The organism is Hydrogenobaculum sp. (genome assembly GCF_049967395.1).
Classification (GTDB): Bacteria; Aquificota; Aquificia; order Aquificales; family Aquificaceae; genus Hydrogenobaculum.
Map to the genome: position 1 here is coordinate 1 of NZ_JBMFST010000028.1, position 19653 is coordinate 19653.

The 19653-nt window shown below is 34.5% G+C and carries 20 protein-coding genes, 1 tRNA gene and 1 pseudogene; 16 read left to right on the forward strand and 6 right to left on the reverse strand.

Going from position 1 to position 19653, the window contains the following annotated elements:
• Positions 1 to 1021: dihydroorotase (locus ACP5S8_RS05120; protein ID WP_461875991.1), on the reverse strand; the 1021-nt coding region annotated here is incomplete at its 3' end.
• A 61-nt stretch (positions 1022 to 1082) separates the two neighbouring features.
• Here ACP5S8_RS05120 and fsa point away from each other — a divergent pair.
• The 12 genes from fsa (at position 1083) to ACP5S8_RS05180 (ending at position 10861) form a co-directional block, all read left to right on the forward strand.
• The gene (gene fsa / locus ACP5S8_RS05125; RefSeq protein ID WP_461870142.1) at positions 1083 to 1736 is read left to right on the forward strand and encodes a fructose-6-phosphate aldolase; all 654 of its coding nucleotides are present in this window, start codon (positions 1083 to 1085) and stop codon (positions 1734 to 1736) included.
• Between the two features lie 67 nt (positions 1737 to 1803).
• A complete protein-coding gene (locus ACP5S8_RS05130) occupies positions 1804 to 2166 on the forward strand; it encodes a hypothetical protein (RefSeq protein ID WP_461875992.1) in 363 nt (120 codons plus the stop codon).
• 2 nt (positions 2167 to 2168) lie between these two features.
• On the forward strand, positions 2169 to 2891 hold the full coding sequence (locus tag ACP5S8_RS05135; RefSeq protein WP_461875993.1) for a 6-carboxyhexanoate--CoA ligase: 723 nt from the start codon (positions 2169 to 2171) through the stop codon (positions 2889 to 2891).
• 26 nt (positions 2892 to 2917) lie between these two features.
• Positions 2918 to 3220, forward strand: a complete 303-nt coding sequence (gene secG / locus ACP5S8_RS05140) for a preprotein translocase subunit SecG (RefSeq protein ID WP_461875994.1) — start codon at positions 2918 to 2920, stop codon at positions 3218 to 3220.
• Complete coding sequence (locus ACP5S8_RS05145; RefSeq protein ID WP_461875995.1) at positions 3177 to 3953, forward strand: HemK/PrmC family methyltransferase; 777 nt, start codon at positions 3177 to 3179, stop codon at positions 3951 to 3953. The genes secG and ACP5S8_RS05145 overlap by 44 nt, the downstream gene beginning before the upstream one ends.
• A gap of 63 nt (positions 3954 to 4016) precedes the next feature.
• On the forward strand, positions 4017 to 5111 hold the full coding sequence (gene mqnE, locus ACP5S8_RS05150) for an aminofutalosine synthase MqnE (RefSeq protein ID WP_461870761.1): 1095 nt from the start codon (positions 4017 to 4019) through the stop codon (positions 5109 to 5111).
• A gap of 1 nt (position 5112) precedes the next feature.
• Complete coding sequence (glmS, locus tag ACP5S8_RS05155) at positions 5113 to 6918, forward strand: glutamine--fructose-6-phosphate transaminase (isomerizing) (protein WP_461875997.1); 1806 nt, start codon at positions 5113 to 5115, stop codon at positions 6916 to 6918.
• Positions 6919 to 6939: 21 nt separating this feature from the next.
• Positions 6940 to 7239, forward strand: a complete 300-nt coding sequence (locus ACP5S8_RS05160; RefSeq protein ID WP_461870759.1) for an HU family DNA-binding protein — start codon at positions 6940 to 6942, stop codon at positions 7237 to 7239.
• A complete protein-coding gene (locus tag ACP5S8_RS05165) occupies positions 7223 to 8269 on the forward strand; it encodes a geranylgeranyl reductase family protein (RefSeq protein ID WP_461875998.1) in 1047 nt (348 codons plus the stop codon). The genes ACP5S8_RS05160 and ACP5S8_RS05165 overlap by 17 nt, the downstream gene beginning before the upstream one ends.
• Positions 8270 to 8281: 12 nt before the next feature.
• The gene (gene yajC, locus ACP5S8_RS05170; protein ID WP_461870757.1) at positions 8282 to 8593 is read left to right on the forward strand and encodes a preprotein translocase subunit YajC; all 312 of its coding nucleotides are present in this window, start codon (positions 8282 to 8284) and stop codon (positions 8591 to 8593) included.
• Positions 8583 to 9896, forward strand: a complete 1314-nt coding sequence (gene hslU, locus ACP5S8_RS05175) for an ATP-dependent protease ATPase subunit HslU (RefSeq protein ID WP_461870756.1) — start codon at positions 8583 to 8585, stop codon at positions 9894 to 9896. The genes yajC and hslU overlap by 11 nt, the downstream gene beginning before the upstream one ends.
• On the forward strand, positions 9893 to 10861 hold the full coding sequence (locus ACP5S8_RS05180; RefSeq protein WP_461875999.1) for a sensor histidine kinase: 969 nt from the start codon (positions 9893 to 9895) through the stop codon (positions 10859 to 10861). The genes hslU and ACP5S8_RS05180 overlap by 4 nt, the downstream gene beginning before the upstream one ends.
• Here ACP5S8_RS05180 and ACP5S8_RS05185 read toward each other — a convergent pair.
• Both ACP5S8_RS05185 and ACP5S8_RS05190 read right to left on the reverse strand, forming a co-directional pair.
• A complete protein-coding gene (locus tag ACP5S8_RS05185; protein WP_461876000.1) occupies positions 10850 to 11638 on the reverse strand; it encodes a hypothetical protein in 789 nt (262 codons plus the stop codon). The genes ACP5S8_RS05180 and ACP5S8_RS05185 overlap by 12 nt on opposite strands.
• Complete coding sequence (locus tag ACP5S8_RS05190) at positions 11632 to 13380, reverse strand: alpha-amylase/4-alpha-glucanotransferase domain-containing protein (RefSeq protein WP_461876001.1); 1749 nt, start codon at positions 13378 to 13380, stop codon at positions 11632 to 11634. The genes ACP5S8_RS05185 and ACP5S8_RS05190 overlap by 7 nt, the downstream gene beginning before the upstream one ends.
• Before the next feature lie 434 nt (positions 13381 to 13814).
• Between ACP5S8_RS05190 and hemL the strand changes: the two genes are divergently transcribed.
• Both hemL and hisA read left to right on the forward strand, forming a co-directional pair.
• Entirely contained in the window at positions 13815 to 15092 is a 1278-nt protein-coding gene (gene hemL, locus ACP5S8_RS05195) for a glutamate-1-semialdehyde 2,1-aminomutase (RefSeq protein WP_461876002.1), read from the forward strand.
• Positions 15089 to 15793 (forward strand): 1-(5-phosphoribosyl)-5-[(5-phosphoribosylamino)methylideneamino]imidazole-4-carboxamide isomerase, encoded by a 705-nt coding sequence (gene hisA, locus ACP5S8_RS05200; RefSeq protein ID WP_461876003.1) that lies wholly within the window; start codon positions 15089 to 15091, stop codon positions 15791 to 15793. The genes hemL and hisA overlap by 4 nt, the downstream gene beginning before the upstream one ends.
• 1 nt (position 15794) lies before the next feature.
• Here the strand turns inward: hisA and ACP5S8_RS05205 are convergent.
• The 3 genes from ACP5S8_RS05205 to ACP5S8_RS05215 form a co-directional block, all read right to left on the reverse strand.
• Positions 15795 to 15866, reverse strand: a tRNA-Gly gene (locus tag ACP5S8_RS05205).
• A gap of 49 nt (positions 15867 to 15915) precedes the next feature.
• Positions 15916 to 17187 carry an ArnT family glycosyltransferase gene (locus ACP5S8_RS05210; protein ID WP_461876004.1) on the reverse strand — a complete coding sequence of 424 codons (1272 nt, stop codon included), beginning with the start codon at positions 17185 to 17187 and terminating at the stop codon, positions 15916 to 15918.
• Positions 17188 to 17193: 6 nt separating this feature from the next.
• Positions 17194 to 17457, reverse strand: a complete 264-nt coding sequence (locus ACP5S8_RS05215) for a 4a-hydroxytetrahydrobiopterin dehydratase (RefSeq protein ID WP_461870749.1) — start codon at positions 17455 to 17457, stop codon at positions 17194 to 17196.
• Positions 17458 to 17520: 63 nt separating this feature from the next.
• Between ACP5S8_RS05215 and ACP5S8_RS05220 the strand changes: the two genes are divergently transcribed.
• Together ACP5S8_RS05220 and ACP5S8_RS05225 are read left to right on the forward strand one after the other, a co-directional pair.
• Entirely contained in the window at positions 17521 to 19014 is a 1494-nt protein-coding gene (locus tag ACP5S8_RS05220) for a DHA2 family efflux MFS transporter permease subunit (protein WP_461876005.1), read from the forward strand.
• A 228-nt stretch (positions 19015 to 19242) separates the two neighbouring features.
• Positions 19243 to 19653: pseudogene (locus ACP5S8_RS05225) on the forward strand (carbohydrate porin); the annotation flags it as partial.

The following is a 19653-nucleotide window of genomic DNA, read 5'->3' on the forward strand; positions in this document are numbered from 1 at the left end:
TTACGAGACTCATCATGATTGGTAGGGCTACTTGAAAACCTAACATGCCAGCAGCACCTTTAATAGGATGGATTTTCTCGTGCTTAGCATGAGGTGCATGGTCTGTAGCTATACAATCTATTATTCCTTCTTGTAGTGCTTTTATAAGAGCTTCTTGAGTTTTGTAATCTCTAATAGGCGGATTTACCTTTAGGATGGTTTTTTTCTTAAAAGCTGCAAAACTATTTAAAGCAAGATGGTTTGGATTTACTTCACAGGTTACATTTGCACCTTTTTCTTTGAAAAATTTAACTATGTCAACGCTTAAAGAAGAAGAAAGGTGTTGAATATGCAACCTGCCACCTGTTTCATAAGAAAGTATGCAGTCTCTTGCCACCATCACATCTTCCGCATAAGAAGGTCTAAACGGAAGTCCGTAGACGCTTGAGAAAGCTCCCTCGTCAAAAGCGCCATTTCCAGCAAAAGCATCATCTTCACAATGGTTTGCCACAAAAGAATCTAATACGCTGACCATTTCAAGAGCCTTTAGCATAAGCTTTTGGTCTTGCACTGGGGCCCCGTCGTCTGTAAAGCATACAGCCCCAGCTTTTTTAAGCCTATAAAAATCTGTAAGTTCTTTGCCGGCTCTATTTTTAGTTACGCAAGCGCTTACTTTTATATCGCATATTCCTATTTTTTCAGCTTTTGAGAGTATGTAAGATATAACGCTTTCGTTGTCTATTGGAGGGTTTGTATTTGGCATACATACAATAGTGGTAAACCCACCAAAGGCGGCTGCTTTCGCACCACTTTCAATATCTTCTTTGTAGGTAAAACCTGGATCCCTTAGGTGAGCGTGTATATCAACAAAGCCAGAGCAAGCTATTAGTCCTTTGGCTTCTATAATGTTATAATCTTTTTCTTCAATGCATTCTGATATTTTGTCTATCTTGTCATCTTTTATTAAGATGTCAACTTCTTTGTCAAAGTTTAAATTTGGTTCTATAAGCCTTGCGCTTTTTATAAGAAGATATCTACTCATTTATTACATTATATCAAAATTTGGCTTATAATAATTTGTATACCAAAAGGAGGTAAGGTGTATGCAATTTTTTATAGACACGGCAAATATAGACGAAATAAAGCAAGCGATAGATTGGGGAATATTGGACGGGGTTACTACAAATCCTACTTTAGCCGCCAAAACTGGAAGACCATTCATGGATGTAGTTAAAGATATACTTAGTATAGTGGATGGGCCGGTGAGTTTGGAGACGGTATCGTTGGATACGGAAGGTATGGTGAAAGAGGGTAGATTCTTAGCGGAGCTTGGCGACAACGTGGTAGTAAAAATACCTATGACAAAAGAGGGTATGAAAGCTGTTAATATACTTGAAGAAGAAGGGATACCAACCAATGTAACGTTAATATTTAGCCCCATGCAAGCTCTTATCGCTGCTAAAGCAGGAGCCAGCTATGTATCACCGTTTATAGGAAGACTAGACGATATATCTACAGATGGTATGAATCTTGTGAGAGATATAAGAACAATATTTGATAACTACGGTTATGAAACTGAAATAATAGCTGCAAGTATAAGACACCCAATCCATGTACTTGAAGCTGCAAAGGCTGGAGCTGATATAGCTACTATTCCATTTAACGTATTAGAAGCCTTATTCAAGCATCCTCTTACCGACATAGGCATAGATAGGTTTTTAAAAGACTGGGAAAAGGTTCCGAATAAACCGTTTTAACCTTCAAAACTATAAACATCTAATTTTAAAAAGAGGAGGGCTAAGCGGGGGCATAGGAGGTATTTTTATGTTTTTAGTTGAAAAAACATCGTTAAAAGTAAAACTGTTTGGCCTTGGTTTAATAACCTTAATCTTGGGTATATTATACACCTACAGTAGCTATGAAGCAAATTTAACTTATATGGAGCAAATGTCGAAAGAGATGAAAGCTATATCGATATCAAAGCCGTTGTTTAAACTATACATGGATTTAGAGTCTGCAAGAATTTACAGTAGATCTTTAGCTGGAGGAAATACGTCTGTTAGACCTGCTCTTGAAAGAGCAGTAGAAAATGTGGACAGCGATTTAAAAGCATCGGTAAGCTTTAATAAAAAATACGGGAGAGCTCTTAATACTGCAAAAGATTTGATTAGTAAGTTTAAGTTTTGAAAATGCGCGATCTTATCTCTATAAGAATGAGAGCTTCCTTTAAGAATGCTCATATTTCTGGAGCGGAAAGGATATGTAAGAAAGAAAAAGTTTCGCAAATTATAAATGAGCTTCTAAAAAGGCCAAAGTTTTACGATTTTATAAGCATAAAAACAGAAGAAGTAAAAGAGCTTGAATTTATAAAGATGCCATCCATAAGGAGTTTTGATTTTAAAAGCGTAGAAGAGGCAAGGGCTTTTGCCAAAGCGCTTCTTGAAAAAGCTGGTATAAAAATGGATATAGCCAATGATGTGATAGAGCTTATTTCTAAAGGAGCGGCTTTTGGCAAAAACATGAGGGGAGCGATGCTTATAGATATTGATACAGGGCAAAGGCTAGAGGAAGATAAAGAAAAAGGTATAAGGACCATAAAAGTAGATTGGGAAGATAGAGATTTAGCAAAACAGATGTTGCTCTCTTCTGGATATAAAATAACTGACAGGGCTTTAGATGCTCTTGCCCTCGTGTCTAAAAATATAAGATGCGGAGTGATTGCAGAAGTTTGTTGGAGCGATGATGTAGATTATACCACTGGTTATGTGGTAGTAAACAAAACCTATTACCGCATAAATCCAATGAAAAATTTCGGAGATCCGTTTGGCGGAAGGGCTTATTTCATAAAAGCTGAAAACCTAAAAGATGTAATAAGTTGTTTAAGAGAGAAGGCATTTTTGGTAAAACTTTGACTTAGTTTTTAAGTTAAAATAATAGTATGGAGCTTTTATATTACATATTGGTGGTGCTTTTTATTGTTACGGCTTTGCTTTTAATAGTGTTGGTGCTTTTGCAAAAATCAAAAGGCGATATAGGGGCAGCTTTTGGAGGAGCTACTGCGAGGTCTATATTTGGCGTTGGCGGTGTTGATACTATACTAACAAAGGGTACATACTGGTTTACTGCTATTTTTATGGTGCTTGCGATAGTTATAGCCATATTGACAGACGTAAGGAACAACTCTTCTATAATGCAAAATGAACATATCAGCGCTAATCAAACAAAGTCCTCTAAGCCTTAGAGATACTCTTATTGTTCTTGAACATGTAAGTGGTTTAGATAAAAATTATATTTTCTTAAATCAGGATAAAATAAAGTTAAATCAAGATATTTTGGAAGCTTTTAAAAGCACAATATCAAAAATCCAAAGTGGTATGCCGCTTCAATACGCCATTGGAAAATGGTGGTTTTTTGGACATGAGTTTATAATAGAACCACCTGTATTGATACCAAGACCCGAAACAGAAATTTTGGTAGAAAAAGCTGTAGAAATTGTAAAAGATTATCAAATAGGTTTTGAGCCCTTTGTGGGAAGTGGTATTGTAAGTATCTCGCTTTTAAAATATTATCCACATTTGAAAATGATAGCAACGGATATAAATAAAAAAGCCTGTGAGCTAACGCTAAAAAATGCAAAACTGCACAAAGTAGAAGACAGATTGTTGGTAATATGTTCTGATGTGGCAAAAGCTATAAAAATAGAAAAAGTTGATTTTTTAGTGGCAAACCCACCTTATATACCAACTAAGGCTCTAAATACTCTTGAAAAAAGCGTATTGGAATATGAAGATATAAAGGCTTTGGACGGCAAAGAAGATGGTCTTTTTTTCTACAGAGAACTTAAATCTTTGGGTTTAAAGCCTATGATATTGGAGATAGGGCATGACCAAGAAGGGGCTATAAAAGACTTATTTGAAAATGTAGAGATAATTTACGATTATTCAAATAATCCAAGGGTTGCTATAATAAGATGATTAGCATAGTCTTTTAGCAAACTTCTATTAATATATTCTTATTTGGCTTTTAAGGAGGTTAAAATGGTTGAACTTTTAGAGGATAAAGAAGTATCTTTTCTTTTGGAAAAAGCCCTAAACAAAGAGAGATTGACAGAGGAAGAGGCTATTTTTTTATATAAAAATGCTCCGTTAAGCGCTTTGGGGTATGTAGCAAACGAGTTAAATAAGGAAAAAAATCAAGACAGAGCTTTTTTTATAGTAAACAGATATTTAAACCCTACAAACATATGTGTATACAAATGTAAATTTTGTAGTTTTGGTGTTTCAAAATCAGATGAAAGAGCTTTTGAATTGAGCGTAGATGAGGTTTTAAGAAAAATAGAATCTTCTTATAAAAAAGGCATTACTGAAGTGCATATAGTAGGTGGATTGCCACCCCACTGGGAAAGAGAAGATTATGTAAATCTAATAAAAGTTGTAAAACAAAATTTTCCAGATATTGTCATAAAAGCTTATACAGCTGTGGAAATAGATCATATAGCAAAAATATCAAAATCTACTTACGAAGATGTGCTTCTTGAATTAAAGGAAGCCGGCTTATCTTTATTGCCAGGAGGCGGTGCCGAGATATTTGCTGATAGGGTGAGAAACATAATAGCGCCAAACAAAGCTAACGCAGAAGAATATCTTGAAATTCACGAAACTGCTCATAAGCTTGGAATACCCTCAAACGTTACCATGCTTTACGGGCACATAGAAACTATAGAAGAAAGAGTAGACCACATGAAAAGGATAAGGGACTTACAAGATAAAACGGCAGGTTTTCAAGTGTTCATACCTTTAGCTTACCATCCAAAAGGGACATCCCTCGGTGGCGAAAGAACATCCTCTGTAGATGATCTTAAGACTATAGCAATGTCAAGAATCTTCCTAGATAACTTTGATAACATAAAAGCTTATTGGATAACTTTAGGAGAAAAATTAGCTCAGATAGCTCTAAATTTTGGCGCAAACGATATAGACGGAACCTTAGAAGAAGAACTTGTAGTGCACGCGGCTGGCTCTACAGAAACTTACGGCAAAACGGTAGATAAGCTTATAAGCATTATAAAAGGAGCTTCTAAAATTCCCGTACAAAGGGATTCTTTTTATAATATAATAAAAGTTTATAATTAATATGTGTGGTATAGTAGGATATGTAGGAAACGCAGAAGCTTTACCTATTTTGTTAAGCTCATTAGAAAGGCTTGAATACAGAGGATACGACTCAGCTGGTATTGCGCTTATAGAAGACAACGATATTTTTGTGCAAAAAGAGGTTGGTAAAATAAGAGAGCTAATAAAAACGCTATGGGGCAAAACTTCCCAATCAAATTGCGGCATAGGCCATACAAGATGGGCAACCCACGGTGTTCCTTCCGTAGAAAATGCTCACCCGCATACTGATCCCACAAACTCTTTTGCTATAGTACACAACGGTATAATAGAAAACTATAAAGAGTTAAAAGAAGAGCTTGTAAAAGAAGGCTACACATTTAAATCCCAGACCGATACAGAAGTTATAGTTCATTTGATAGCAAAATATTATAAAGGTGATTTGCTTGAAGCTACAAAAAGAGCTGTTGAACTTTTAAGAGGAGCTTTTGCTTTTGCGGTTATCACAAAGTATGAGCCAGATAGGATAATAGGAGTTAAACAAGGTAGCCCTCTTGTGATAGGTGTTGGGGAAAATGAAAATTTTTTAGCTTCTGATATCCCAGCCATTCTTCCTTATACAAAGCAAATAATTGTCTTAGAGGATAAGGAGATAGCAGATATTTCAAAAACAGGTGTAAGCATTTACAATTTCAACGGCATCGTCAAGACAAAACATCCTATTTTTGTGCCTTGGGATATAGTATCGGCAGAAAAATCTGGATACAAACACTTCATGTTAAAAGAGATATACGAACAACCGAGGGTAATATCTGATACCGTAAGGGGTTTTTTGTCTGAAGAGATAAATTTTCCTTTTGATATAAATAGCATAAATAGAATTGTTATGAGTGCTTGTGGTAGCTCTTACAATGCATCTTTGATAGGCAAGTATCTAATAGAAAAGTATGCGAGAATACCGGTAGAAGTGGGCTATGCTTCAGAACAAAGATATGAAGATATTCCAATCGATGAGAATACTCTTTTTATAGCCGTATCGCAGTCTGGGGAAACTGCTGATACGAGGTTTGCGGCTCAATATGCTAAAGAAAACGGCGCAAAAGTTTTATCGATAGTAAACGTAGTTGGTAGTTCTTTGGATAGAGAGAGTGATTATAGTATTTATACGCATGCTGGTCCAGAGATAGGCGTGGCTGCTACAAAGACCTTTAGTGCTCAAATAGCTGTGTTATACGGCTTATCTGTTTTTATGGGTTATGCTAAAAGCCAAATAACTTACGAAGAGTATGCAAACAAGATAGATATGTTGGCCCATGTGCCATCAAAGATGGAAGATTTTCTCCAAAGCGTTGATTTAAACGATAGCGTTTATAGGGAGCTATCGAATTCTAAAAATGCAATATATTTAGGAAGAGGTCTTTCTTTCCCAATAGCCTTAGAAGGGGCTTTGAAGTTAAAAGAGATATCTTATATACATGCAGAAGGATATGCTGCCGGAGAAATGAAGCATGGTCCCATAGCTTTGATTGATGAAAATATGCCTGTTATATTTGTAGCACCAAAAGATAAGCTTTACGAAAAAGCAGTTTCCAATATAGAAGAGGTTTTGGCTAGAAAAGCGAAGCTCATAGTGATAGGAAATGTTTCGGATGAGCATCTAAGAAGTATATCGAAGCATTTTATAGGTATACCGGACATAGAAGAACAAGACCTTTACCCTTTATTGACCGTCCTTCCTCTTCAACTCATAGCATACGAAGTAGCTAACAGGCTTGGGCTTGACGTAGACCAGCCAAGGAATTTAGCGAAGACTGTAACTGTAGAATAACCTATGGTATAATTTAAATCTATGAAGAAATCAGATATTATTAAACAAATAGATAAACATACGAACTATAGTCAGAAAGACATAAAGCTTGTAATAGAGTACTTTTTAGACGCTATAATGGAAGGTCTTATACAAGATGAGCGTATAGAATTAAGAAGGTTGGGTATTTTTTTATTGAAGAAAAAACCTTCTAAAATGGTTATCAACCCAAGAACCGGTGTGCAAACACTTGTATCAGAGCACTACTTACCGTATTTTAAAATGGGTAAATACATCAAGAAAGAATTAAACAAAAATCAGACAAATGCCAAAAAAGTTTAAGACAGATGTTCTTATAATAGGCGGAGGACTGGCTGGATCTAGCGCTGCTCATGAGCTTGCTAAAAAAGGCGTTGATGTAATCATCGTAGATTCGAGAAAGACTATAGGTATACCAGTTCAATGCGCTGAGTTTATTCCAAAACAGCTTATGCAAAAAAAGTTTGAAGACTATTTTAAAGATTCGGTGATTCAAGAAATAGAAAATATGCTTACCATAGAACCAGACAACAAAAAAGTTTTTTCAGACTCCAAAGGGGTGATGGTAGACAGAAGGATTTTTGATGCAAATATTTTTCAAGAAGCGATAAAAAGCGGGGCTAAAGCATTTTTGAAAACAATATTTATTGGCTTTTATGATAAAAACATAGCCATACTAAAAGCCAAAGACGATATATATTATGTGAATTTTGATTATCTTATAGGGGCTGATGGACCTCGCTCAATCGTGATGGAAAAGGTGTTTTTAAAAAAACATGAGTTAGCGGTGTGCGCTCAAAAAAAATGCAAACTAAAAGAACCGTTAAAAGATATAGTAATAGTATTTAGAGAATATATTAAAGGTGGTTATGGATGGATATTTCCAAAAAATAATTATGCAAACGTAGGTATTGGTATAGACACAGCCTTTAGGGACAATCCAAAAGATGTGTTGGAGCTTTTTATAAAAGATGCGGTGTCCATGGGTTTTATAGAAAATGTTTGTCAAGAAAGCTCTGGCGGATTTTTGCCTTTGGATGGTATAGATAATTTGGTAAGCTCTAATATAGCTTTGTGTGGGGACGCTGGAGGATTTTGTCATCCTATAACTGGTGGTGGTATACCTCAGGCGGTTGTGTCAGGCAATATGCTTGCGCAATATATATTGGAAAATGATTTGGAGTCTTTTGAAGAAGAGTCAAAAGAAATATACGGTATTACCAATGAAAAAGCTTATAAAAAAAGAAAAAAATATATGAAGGAATGGAATAATATAAAATATATACTACCGTATATCTGGGTAGCTTATGAGGATTACTGGAAAAATGCTTAAAGGAGAGTTTTTATGAATGGAAATCCAATGGGACCTGTTTTAGCACAGCTTGTATTTATAGGTATAATATTTGTAATATTTTACTTTCTCATTATTAAACCGCAGCAGACTCAAAGGAAAAAACATCAAGAGTTTTTATCAAATCTAAAAAAAGGTGATAAAGTTATTACATCCTCTGGTATATGGGGCGTTATATCGGATATAGCTGACGATACCATAACATTAAAAGTTGATACCAACACAAAGATAAAGTTTACGAAGGAAACGATAGTAGCATATCAACCTTCAAAAGACGAATCAAAAGAGAAAGAAGATGAAAAATAGGGAAGAGCTTCTTAAAAACCTAACCCCAAAAGAGATAGTAAATTATTTAGACCAGTATATAATAGGTCAGCAAGAAGCTAAGAAGCAAGTGGCAATAGCCCTTAGAAACCGTTGGCGTAGGCAAAAACTTCCGCCTCATATTAGAGATGAAGTATCCCCAAAAAATATCCTAATGATAGGACCTACAGGTGTAGGTAAGACAGAGATAGCAAGAAGGTTGGCAAATCTTATAAAGGCGCCGTTTTTAAAGGTAGAAGCTACAAAATATACGGAAGTAGGTTATGTGGGAAGAGACGTTGAATCTATGATAAGGGAACTTGTAAATATCTCTTATCAGCTTGTGAAAAAAGAAAGGACCGATGGTGTGAAAAATATTGCTAGGGAAGAAGCAATAAGAAAAGTGGCTCAGAAGATATCTTCTTTAAAGAATATAAGTATATCTGAGGCAATATATGGTGTTAAAACAGGTAAATATGATGAAGAGCTTATAGAAATAGAGATCCAGGAAAAACAGAGTATGCCAACCATAGAAGTTATGGGATTGCAGGGCTTAGAAGATTTGGATAAACAAATTAGAAATCTACTCGGTGGTATTGGTGGTAGAAGAAAGAAGAAGCTAAAGGTAAAAGATGCTCTAAACATATTAGAGCAAGAAGCGGCAGAGGAGTTTATAGACAAGGAAGATTTAGAGTCTGAGGCTGTTTTTTTGGCTGAAAACTTTGGTATTGTGTTTATAGATGAAATAGACAAGATAGCGGTAAAGCATGAAGGTGTTGGACATAGCGTATCAAGAGAAGGTGTGCAAAGAGATTTGCTTCCTATAGTAGAAGGAACTACTGTTAATACCAAATACGGTCCTGTAAAAACTGATCATATACTTTTTATAGCGGCTGGAGCCTTTCATATGGCTAAACCATCAGATTTGGTACCAGAGCTACAAGGTAGATTTCCTATAAGGGTAGAACTAAAAGCGCTTACCATGGAAGATTTTGAGCGCATACTGAGAGAACCTCAAAACGCACTTACAAAGCAATACAAAGAGCTTCTTAAAACCGAGAACGTAGATATAGATTTTACAGACGAAGCAATAAAAGAAATAGCAAGGATAGCGGAGTACATAAACTCTAAAGATGAAAATATAGGAGCGAGAAGACTTTACACTATAATGGAAAAACTTGTAGAAGACATATCTTTTAACGCTCCTGATATGGAAGGTCAGCATATTATAATAGACGATAAATTTGTGCTTTCAAAGTTAGAAGATCTCGCTAAAGACCCTGAAATATCAAAGTATATCCTATGACATTTACACAAGATATTTTAAACTTACAGGAAGACCCTGTTTTTTTAATAAACAAAAAAAACATTGTAACCTTTGCAAATGAATCAGCTATACAAAATGGTTTTGTGTTGCCAAATTATAAGGATAAGTCTTATTATGAAGTGTTAAGACCTTTTGAACTGATATCTAGTATCGGGCTTTTAGAAGAAGGCAAAGCAATAAAAATAACCTATAAAGAAAGAACGTATAGCTTATACAAAAAAACCTTAAAAGATGCGGATGTATTTTTTATGAGAGATATTACAAATTATGAACTTTATCAAAAAGCTAAGCGAGAGTTTATAGCAAACGCCTCTCATGAGTTAAAAACACCGCTTAGTGTTATAAAAAGTGTATTGGATATAGCTATGGAAAAAGAAAACGACGAAGCGATGCTAAAGTTTTTAAAAAAAGCTAAAAACGCCTCAGAATCCATGGAAGAGTTAATAAACGATATGCTTACGCTTTCTTTTGTAGAATCCATGGAAGACAATATAAAGCTTGAAGATTATGTAGATATTAAAAGCTTGATACAGGAAAACCTAGAGATGTTTCAACCATATATTAAAAACAAATCAATAACGGTATACACGGATATAGAACCTATTTCAATCAAAACTAATAAAAAACTTTTAAACATAATACTAAAAAATCTTATAGACAACGCCATCAAATACAACAAAGAAAACGGGTATATCAAGATAAATGTAAAAAAACAAAACAAGCTAACGCTTACAATTGAGGATTCCGGTATTGGAATAGCAAAAGAGCATCTTCCTTTTATTTTTGAAAGATTTTACAGCGTATCAAAAGATAGAGCTTATAAGAGTACAGGCCTTGGTCTTGCGATAGTAAAACATGCGTCAAAACTTTTAAAGATAAACATAGATGTATCTTCTACTCCAAACGTTGGAACTACCTTTAACCTTACTTTTTTAGAGTCCTAGAGCTTGTTTTAGAGCTTTTAGCGTTATCTGCAACTCTGCTGGTTTGCTCTTGGTGTTGTATTTACCAACCGCTTGTATGTCATATACTGTAAAACCTTTTGGAAGCTTATCTACAAATACGTTTGAATGGATTGGTTTTTTGGTCAAAAGCTTACCGTTTTTATAAACAAGATAACCGATAGTATAGCCGCTGTCCTCGTTTGGTTCCCAATATATATAAATTTTGTCTTTGTAAACCATAAAGTTGACGTTTTGTGGTGTTTGCGGTGTAGGGGGTTTTTGTTGTTTAAAACATACTTCTTCTGGAAGCGATTCTATGCCATTTTCAAGTCCTGTAATAGTATAGCAAAAAGCAGAAAAATCCGGTGGTAGTACAGCCTTTTTGCTTACCACAACGCTTTCTTCAAATGGGTTAAAGGGTTTGCCGGGAATGTGTTTGTATAGTCTAAAGCGCTTAAAACCGCTTAACTCAAGATGTATTCTAAACTTTCTGTATGCTTTTAATACAATAGGTCTTTTCTCTATGGCCGGTGGTACGCAGTATAAAGAGGATGATTCTTTGCCTTCTATTTCAAAGCAAGCTGAAGATTTGTCTTTTTTAAAAAAAATACCGTTTTCATAAGAAAAGCCTTTGACTTTTAACTTTTCATTTCCAACAGGTTTTATATAGATGTATTCTCCAATTCGTTTTACCAAAACTTGAGGTGGTGCTGGTGGTTTTGGCGGGGCTTTTATACCACAGGCGCTAAGAGAAAAAGCTACTACAAATCCTAACATGATATCTCTACGAATAACTCACCTCCAGCCAAAAAGCTAATACATATGCCTTGAGTTATAACATCAAAATCTTTTTCAGATTGAGATACTGTCTTTATGGGGTATACTTTTAGTTTTAGGTTTTTAGAAAAATTCAAATTTATTTTTCCTATCTCAAAAGCTTCAAACTTTATATGGTTTGTATCTATTTCATACTCTTCAACATTTAAACTGTGAATACCTAAATTTATATCTACTGGTGTTGCATCTTCTAAGTTGTATTCTAAAATAAATTTATCGTCTTGAAGTTTTATAACCTTTTTGTTTTTAGCTTTTTGAAAAGCGATTTTATCTTCTTTTATGTCTATTAATTCCCACATCATATCATCGTAGCTGAAAAACCTTGTTTTTTCATCGTAAGCTATCATGTCTTTGTATTTTGATATATCTTTTTTGAGTTCATGTATGGTTTTGCCTTCTTCTTTTTCCTGGTGTTCGTTTATAAAATGATAAAATTCTTTATACCTCGATAGACAAACGTTCAAATTTCCTATTTCTTTTGTAGAAACCTCTTTTACAATACCATCTTCTGAAGCCACGATTATAAAACCTTTATTTTTTAATTTTACCTCAAGCTTACCATCAAAATCTATGTCTTCTTTAACAATCTCAAAAGTAGCGTTGTCAAAATCTGATTTTATTATGTTGTTCCAGATTTCTCTTCTTAAATGAGGGAAATATATGCCCCCAAATATTCCATGCCAATAAGCATCGTTACATTGAGCTTTTAAGATATTGTCTTTATTGTGTGATTTTCTTGATACTTCTAACATTCTTTTATGCATGTAGTTTGACTCTGGATATTTTGTGAAAAAGTTTTTCCAAATACCACCTTTTATAAACTTTTCAAATTTGTCACATTTGCTTTTGGCTTCTTGGTAGTCTATTGCATCTTTGTAGTTTAAAGCCCAATGTCCCATTTCTTCGTAAGACACCGAAGCAGGATAAACAAGCTTTTTAGAAGAGGTTTTCAGGGCCTCAGATATGGTTTTTGTTTCTATATTTTCTTTTTTTAAAAGCTCATAAAAGCGTTCTAGCCATCTTTCTTCATAGACGGTTTTATATGTGTATGGCCATATGCCAAATTTTTCACCATCATCTATTATGATAGAAGTTTTTTGGCTTTTGATAAAAGCTACCACATTTTCTGGGTCATCAAAAGGAATTTTATATCTTAGTCTTTTGTCTATTGGTACAAGGTTTACTTTTTTGCCCTCGTCTTCTGTAAAGTAAAAGCCTTCCTCAAAAGGATAGCCCGCTGATACGATGTGGTAGTCATCTATAATGATATAATCCATAGAAAGTTCTATTATAGTTTGTAAAACTGAAGTATCCCATATGCGTTCTGTTAACCATATACCTTTAGGGCTTTTACCTAGTATATTTTCGCAAAAGTTGTTTAGTTTTTCTATCTGAAGAATTCTATCTTCTTTTGAGATAGAAGCAAGTATTGGCTCGTAATAACCACCACCTATTACCTCCAGCTGGTTTCTTTGGACCATATCGGCCAATTTTTCTATAAAATCTTTTTTATTTTTCAAAAACCATTCAAAAAGGATTCCGCTAAAATGTGCCGAAAATTTAAAATCTTCATGCTTGTAAAAAAAATCTATAAAAGGTTTATAAGCCTTTTCATAGGCTTCTTCAAACACGTAATCAAAGTTGCCTACAGGCTGATGGCAATGAATTCCAAACACAAGCATACTTATCCCCCTCTTATATGCGTAGAAAATACAATATTTAACTTTGTCATCACATTTATTATATATTACAAGCCTCTAAAAAACAATAACACCAAGAGGATGAAATCATACAAATTTAATATTGAGACTGTATATTATTATCATCATTTAATTTAATTTAATTTTAAATGTATATGAGGTTATTTATTAATAGAGTGTTTATGGCAATGCTAATTTACAATAGGGCCAAAGGTTTTGCTTTTGAGAAAATGCGATTTCCAAGAAGGTAAGGCTTATCTAGTTACCTTTGAAATGGAGTTTAGCTAATATCCTCTGGATGGATGTTTGGTATAGGAGAATAAGCCCGCTTTTAAGAATATAGCTCAAAGACAGAATACTCAACTTGAGTTATGATAGAAAAAGAATTCTAAATTAGATTGCTATATAATATTTGTATGACAAACAAAGAAGCTTTTGAATTGGCAAAAAGGTATATGCCTGGAGGTGTCTCTTCTCCAGTAAGGGCTTTCAAATCTGTAGGAGCTGAGCCCATAGTTGTAAACAGGGGTTTTGGAGCTTTTATAGAAGACATAGAAGGCAAAAGGTATATAGATTATATGTTATCTTTTGGACCTCTTATACTAGGACATAGAAGCGATATCGTAGTATCAAAAATAATGGAGGCTCTTGACAAAGGAAATTCTTTTGGTATTACAAACTTGTACGAGATAGAGCTGTCAGAGCTAATAGTAAAAGCCTCAAAAGTAATAGACAAAGTAAGGTTTGTATCAAGTGGTACAGAAGCTGTAATGTCAGCTATTAGGCTTGCAAGAGGTATTACCAACAAGCCGTATATAATAAAGTTTGACGGATGCTATCATGGGTTTAGCGATAGCGTTTTGGTTGGAGCTGGCTCTGGAGTGGCTACACTTGGAATCCCCGGGACACCAGGTATACCAAAAGAGTTTGCGGCTTTTACTATTGTGTTGGATTACAACGATGAAGAGGCTTTAGAAGAGGCTTTTTCAAAATATAAAAATCAAATAGCGGCGGTTTTGGTAGAACCTGTGGCTGGAAACATGGGCGTAGTATTGCCTAAAGAATCTTGGTTAAGAAAATTAAGAACCATTACCAAGGAAAACGACGCTCTTTTAATATTTGACGAGGTAATAACAGGGTTTAGATTGGCTTTGGGAGGTGCGGCAGAGTATTTTGGTATAGAACCAGATATAGTATGCTACGGTAAGATAATAGGCGGTGGAATGCCAATAGGCGCATACGGGGCTAAAAACCACATCATGGAAAAGGTAGCGCCGGAAGGTCCTATATACCAAGCTGGTACTCTTTCTGGAAATCCTATATCTGTGGCTTCTGGACTCGCTATTTTAAAAACCTTGATTAAAGATATCACAATATACGATAGATTAGCAGAGTTAAGAGCCTATTTTACTTATGCAATTTCAAAAATGCTTTTAGAAAAAGGTATAGCGCACAAAATAAATGAGATTGCTTCTATGTTTACGATATTTTTTACAGATAAAGATGTAGTAGATTTTAAAAGTGCAAAAACATCGGATACAAATATCTTTGGTAAGTTTTTTAGAAACGCTTTACAAGAGGGCGTTTTGATGCCTCCTTCTCAATTTGAAGCGTGGTTTTTATCGACTGCTCATACTAAAGATGTTATAGATATAACTTTGGAAAAGCTAAAGAAAGCTATAGATTTACTATGAAAGATTTTATAATACCAGCCATAGATATAAAAAACGGCTCCGTGGTAAGGCTAAAAGAGGGAAAATTTGAAGATATAAAAGTTTATAAAAAAGACCCTGTAGAGCAGTTTGAGCTTTTTGTAGAGCTTGGTTTTAAACGTATTCACATAGTTGATTTAGACGGGGCTCAATCAGGTGTTCCTAAAAACCTAAAACTTTTAGAAAACATGCTAAAACAAAAAAATAAAGCCAAAGTAGAAATAGGTGGTGGTATTAGAAGTTTAGAGACGGCAAAGGCACTTTTTGATATAGGGGTAGATTATATAATAGTGGGTACAATGGCTGTAAAAAACAAAGAAGAGTTTATGAGGCTTTTAGAAGTATATGAAAACAAAGTAATCTTAAGTGTGGATGCAAAAAACGGTAAAGTGGCAATAGGTGGATGGGAAGAACAAAGCAGCCTAAGTCCTTGCGATATGGCAAAACTTTACAACGATTATCCTATAGAGTCTTACCTTTACACAAATATCAATATAGATGGAATGCTAAGCGGCATAGACATAAACCCCTATAAAGAGTTTAAAAAATGTACTCAAAAGCCAATAATAGCCTCTGGTGGTGTAGCTTCCTTAGAAGACGTAATGAAGCTAAAGCCTTTAGTAAACGGTGTAGTGGTGGGGAAGGCTATATACGAGAATACAATAGATATATATTCTTTATAAAAGCGGTAAACGGGATTCGAACCCGCAACCTGCTGCTTGGGAAGCAGCCGCTCTACCATTGAGCTATTACCGCTTCATATAAGATTATACTACACTAACAATTTAAAGTGTATGAGCTTAAACTATCTCTCATAAAGATAATACTTACCATCAAACTCTATTCCTTTTGTTAAAAGCTTGTAATAAGGCATTTTTGAGGGTGGATTTTTGGATATTACAAAATAATGCTTTGGGGTATAACGTGGTAAAGAGTCTATGCATGTGTTTAGATAATAAACCATTGCAGATAAATGAGCATTATCATAATAAACTGGTAGTTTTTTAGATTTTATTATAGAAACGGCTTTTGGTACAAAGCGCTCTGACTCGTAGCGATAAGCTAGTATGAAAAGCACAAAAAGCAAAATGCTTGATAATACAAGGTTAAACTTCACAAGCTTTTTTGAGGCATACATTGATATAAATATTGAGATAGGGACATAGATGCTTATTATATAATGATGGAGTTTATTTTTGGATAAAGTAAAAAATAAAAGCACCACAAAAGACCATATAAGCATATCTGTGGCGGCTTTTGTTTTTTGATTTAAATACTTTTTCAAAAAGCTGTAAAACCAAGGTACCCAAAGGATTAGAGCTATAAAAAGCACTACTATATAATAATAAAACGGGTAAAGGTGGATATTTTTCTGACCTGTGTAGACATCTATGTTGTTTCTTATGAAAAATTTGTATATATAATAAAATCCGTACTTATAAACCATATAAATATACCAACTCCAGCCTATCACTACATACAACAAAATACCTTTTATATCGATAAGCTTTTTTAGAAATTTTATATTCCTTTTTAAAGATATTATCACCATCAAAACTACAGCGGTACCCACTGGGCCTTTGGTAAGGGTTGCAAAGCCCATAAATATGTATCCAAGGGTTGTTTTTTCTTTCAGAAAAAAGTATATCGATACTATCTCAAAAGCCGTAAGAAGCATTTCTGGGACATATGCTCTTGATTCTATCCAAAGATGCGTGATAGTAAAAAATGTCAAAGATGCGTAAAAAGGATTTTCTAATTTATATATATCTTTTGCTATTTTATACGTAAATATTCCTATTATAAAAGCGCTAATACCAGAGACAGCCCTTGCAAGCCACACATGAACCCCAAATATTAAAAACAGCAAATCACTTACCCAGTATAGCATTGGTGGTTTTTCAAACCTAAAATGACAGTTAAACATAGGCGTCAAAAAATGTCCAGTTTGAAGCATATAAGAAGCAGCGTATAAGTTTCTTCCTTCATCTGGAGAAGTAATTGAAAGTATATTGTTACCAAGAAAGAAAAAATAAAAAGAAAGAATTGTGTATATTGCAATTTCTTTTTTAGTCATTCATGTTTATTTGTTTTGCTCTATCCAATCATCTAATCTTTTTGAAAACTCTAAATCTTTTTCGGACACTCCGCTAGTGCTGTGGGTAGTTAAAAATATCGTAATGCTTTTGCTGGCTGTGTGAAAAAGTATGTCTGGGTGATGATCGAGGTTTTTTATAGTGTTTGTGATAAATATTAAAAACTCTGTAATCTTATCCCAGTCATCTATAAAATATGTTTTTACTATGCTTTTACCGCTTTTTATCCAACCGTTTTGAAGCTTTTCCATAAAAACATTATACATCATTTAAAAATAGAGGCTGTATGATATAATATTAGTGATTGGTCAGTCATGAAATGGTTCTATGTAGGAATTGTGTCACTTGGTGTTTTTATGGTTGTGCTTGGTACCACCAGCGTCAACGTGGCGATGCCAAGAATGATAGCTCCCCTTCATACAGATTTGTTTGGTATAGAATGGGTTTCTATAAGCTATTTAATATCTACAGCCATCACTATGCTTGCTTTTAATACAATATCTGGGATACACGGTTTTAAAAAAGTATACATAGCAGGACTTATATTTTATACGCTAGGAAGCATTTTGGCGGGGCAAGCTCATTCTTTGCTTGAGATGATAATATTTAGAAGTACGCAAGGAATAGGAGAAGGGCTTGTCATACCGGCTGGGCAAGCTATCATACAGATGAGTTTTTCAAAAGAAGAAAGAGGAAGGGCGATGGGTATATACGCCCTTGGCATGTCTTTTGCGCCGGGTCTTGGTCCCACCATAGGCGGATATCTTGTAGAGTATATATCGTGGCGCTCTATTTTTTATATAAATGTGCCTATATCTATTCTTCTTTTGGCTTTAGGTGTATCCTTTTTACCATCTTATCATGTTAAAAGCCAAAAAACGATGTTTAATATATGGAGTTTCTTGGCACTTTCTTCTTTTAGCATATCTTCCATTGTACTGTTGTCCAAAGGCGAAAAGTGGGGATGGTTTTCCAATACAAAGTCCATATACTTTTTAACAATATCTGTTTTATCTTTTTTGGTGTTCTTGCTTTTAGAAACAATATTTGATAATAAGCTTGTAGGTTTGGAAATCTTTAAAAACTTAGAATTTACGCTGGCGGTAAGTGTATTTGTGTTGGTGCAAGGGCTTACGTTTTTCCAAACTGTTTATACGATACCTATATATTTTGAAAGAGTGAGAGACCTTGGGACTTTTGAAACCGGGCTTCATATATTTCCATACGCCATAGGAATAGGTGTTTTCTCTTTGATAGGCGGAAAATTGGCAGACAAGATAAATCCAAGCATACTTATATTCTTCTCAGAGGCGATTTTGATGATAACGCTTTTTTTCTTCTTATCAAACATAGATTACTACACGCCAAGGTATAAGATTACACTTTATATGCTTCTTATTGGTTGTGGAATGGGGCTTTTCTTTGCACCAATTTTAAAAATAGCCTTTAACTCCGTAAAGCAAGAACTCATGGGATTATCCACGGCTATATACGGGTATATGAGGCTTATAGGAGCATCTTTAGGTACTTCTATAGCTACAAACATAATAACTTCTTACAGTGCAAAAAACTTTGACTACATAAACGATTCAAGGGCTTTTAACAGCATAGGTTTTAAGCTTTTTGAAGAAAAGTTTGATTCAAAGATATTGGCAAAAGCCGTTTTATATAAATTTCAAATGCTTTTATCAGAAGCTTACGGCATCACAGAGGTATTTAGATTTTCTTTTTATGCGGTTTCTTTTTCTGTGGTTATCACTATAGTTTTATATTTTTATATAGAGAAAGGGAAAAGCAAAATATCATAAAATATAACTTTTATCATTGACTAATAGATAAATTTGCGATAAGATAAACAGGCTATGGTGTGCTTTCGAAATTATCAAAGAAATCTTTAGAACTTCTTCTTATCAACCTCCCAGTAAAATCTATTTATTTTCTTCTTAACAATGCTTTAAAAATACATTGTTAAACTAATATTAGCTTAGAGCTAAAAGAAAGTAGTTTGTCTGTTGAGATTTTATAGGAGGATTATCATGAAAATTTGCAAAACACTATTGGCATTGTCTATTCTTAGTGGAACTGCAATAGCTACAACCCTTCCTCCCTGGTTTCCTCAATTCTTAGGAGCAAAGGCAACCTTTGTAGGTCAATACTCTACAAATTTCAACTCACCATACTCTGGACCTATGACCTTTGGTAATCCTTATAAAAACAACGGCGGTGGAAGATCAGAAGAGCTAACCCAATTTTATGGTATATACACAGGAGCACAGCTTACAAAAGATATACAAGCTTATCTTGATATCCAACTTTTTAAAGGAAACGCTATAGGAAACGGTCAAGGCATTGGTGGATACCCAGGCTTACCTGATCTTGGCAAAAACCCATTCATAGCTAGAGCATATCTTATATACACAAAAGCTCTATCAAACAATTTAGAATAT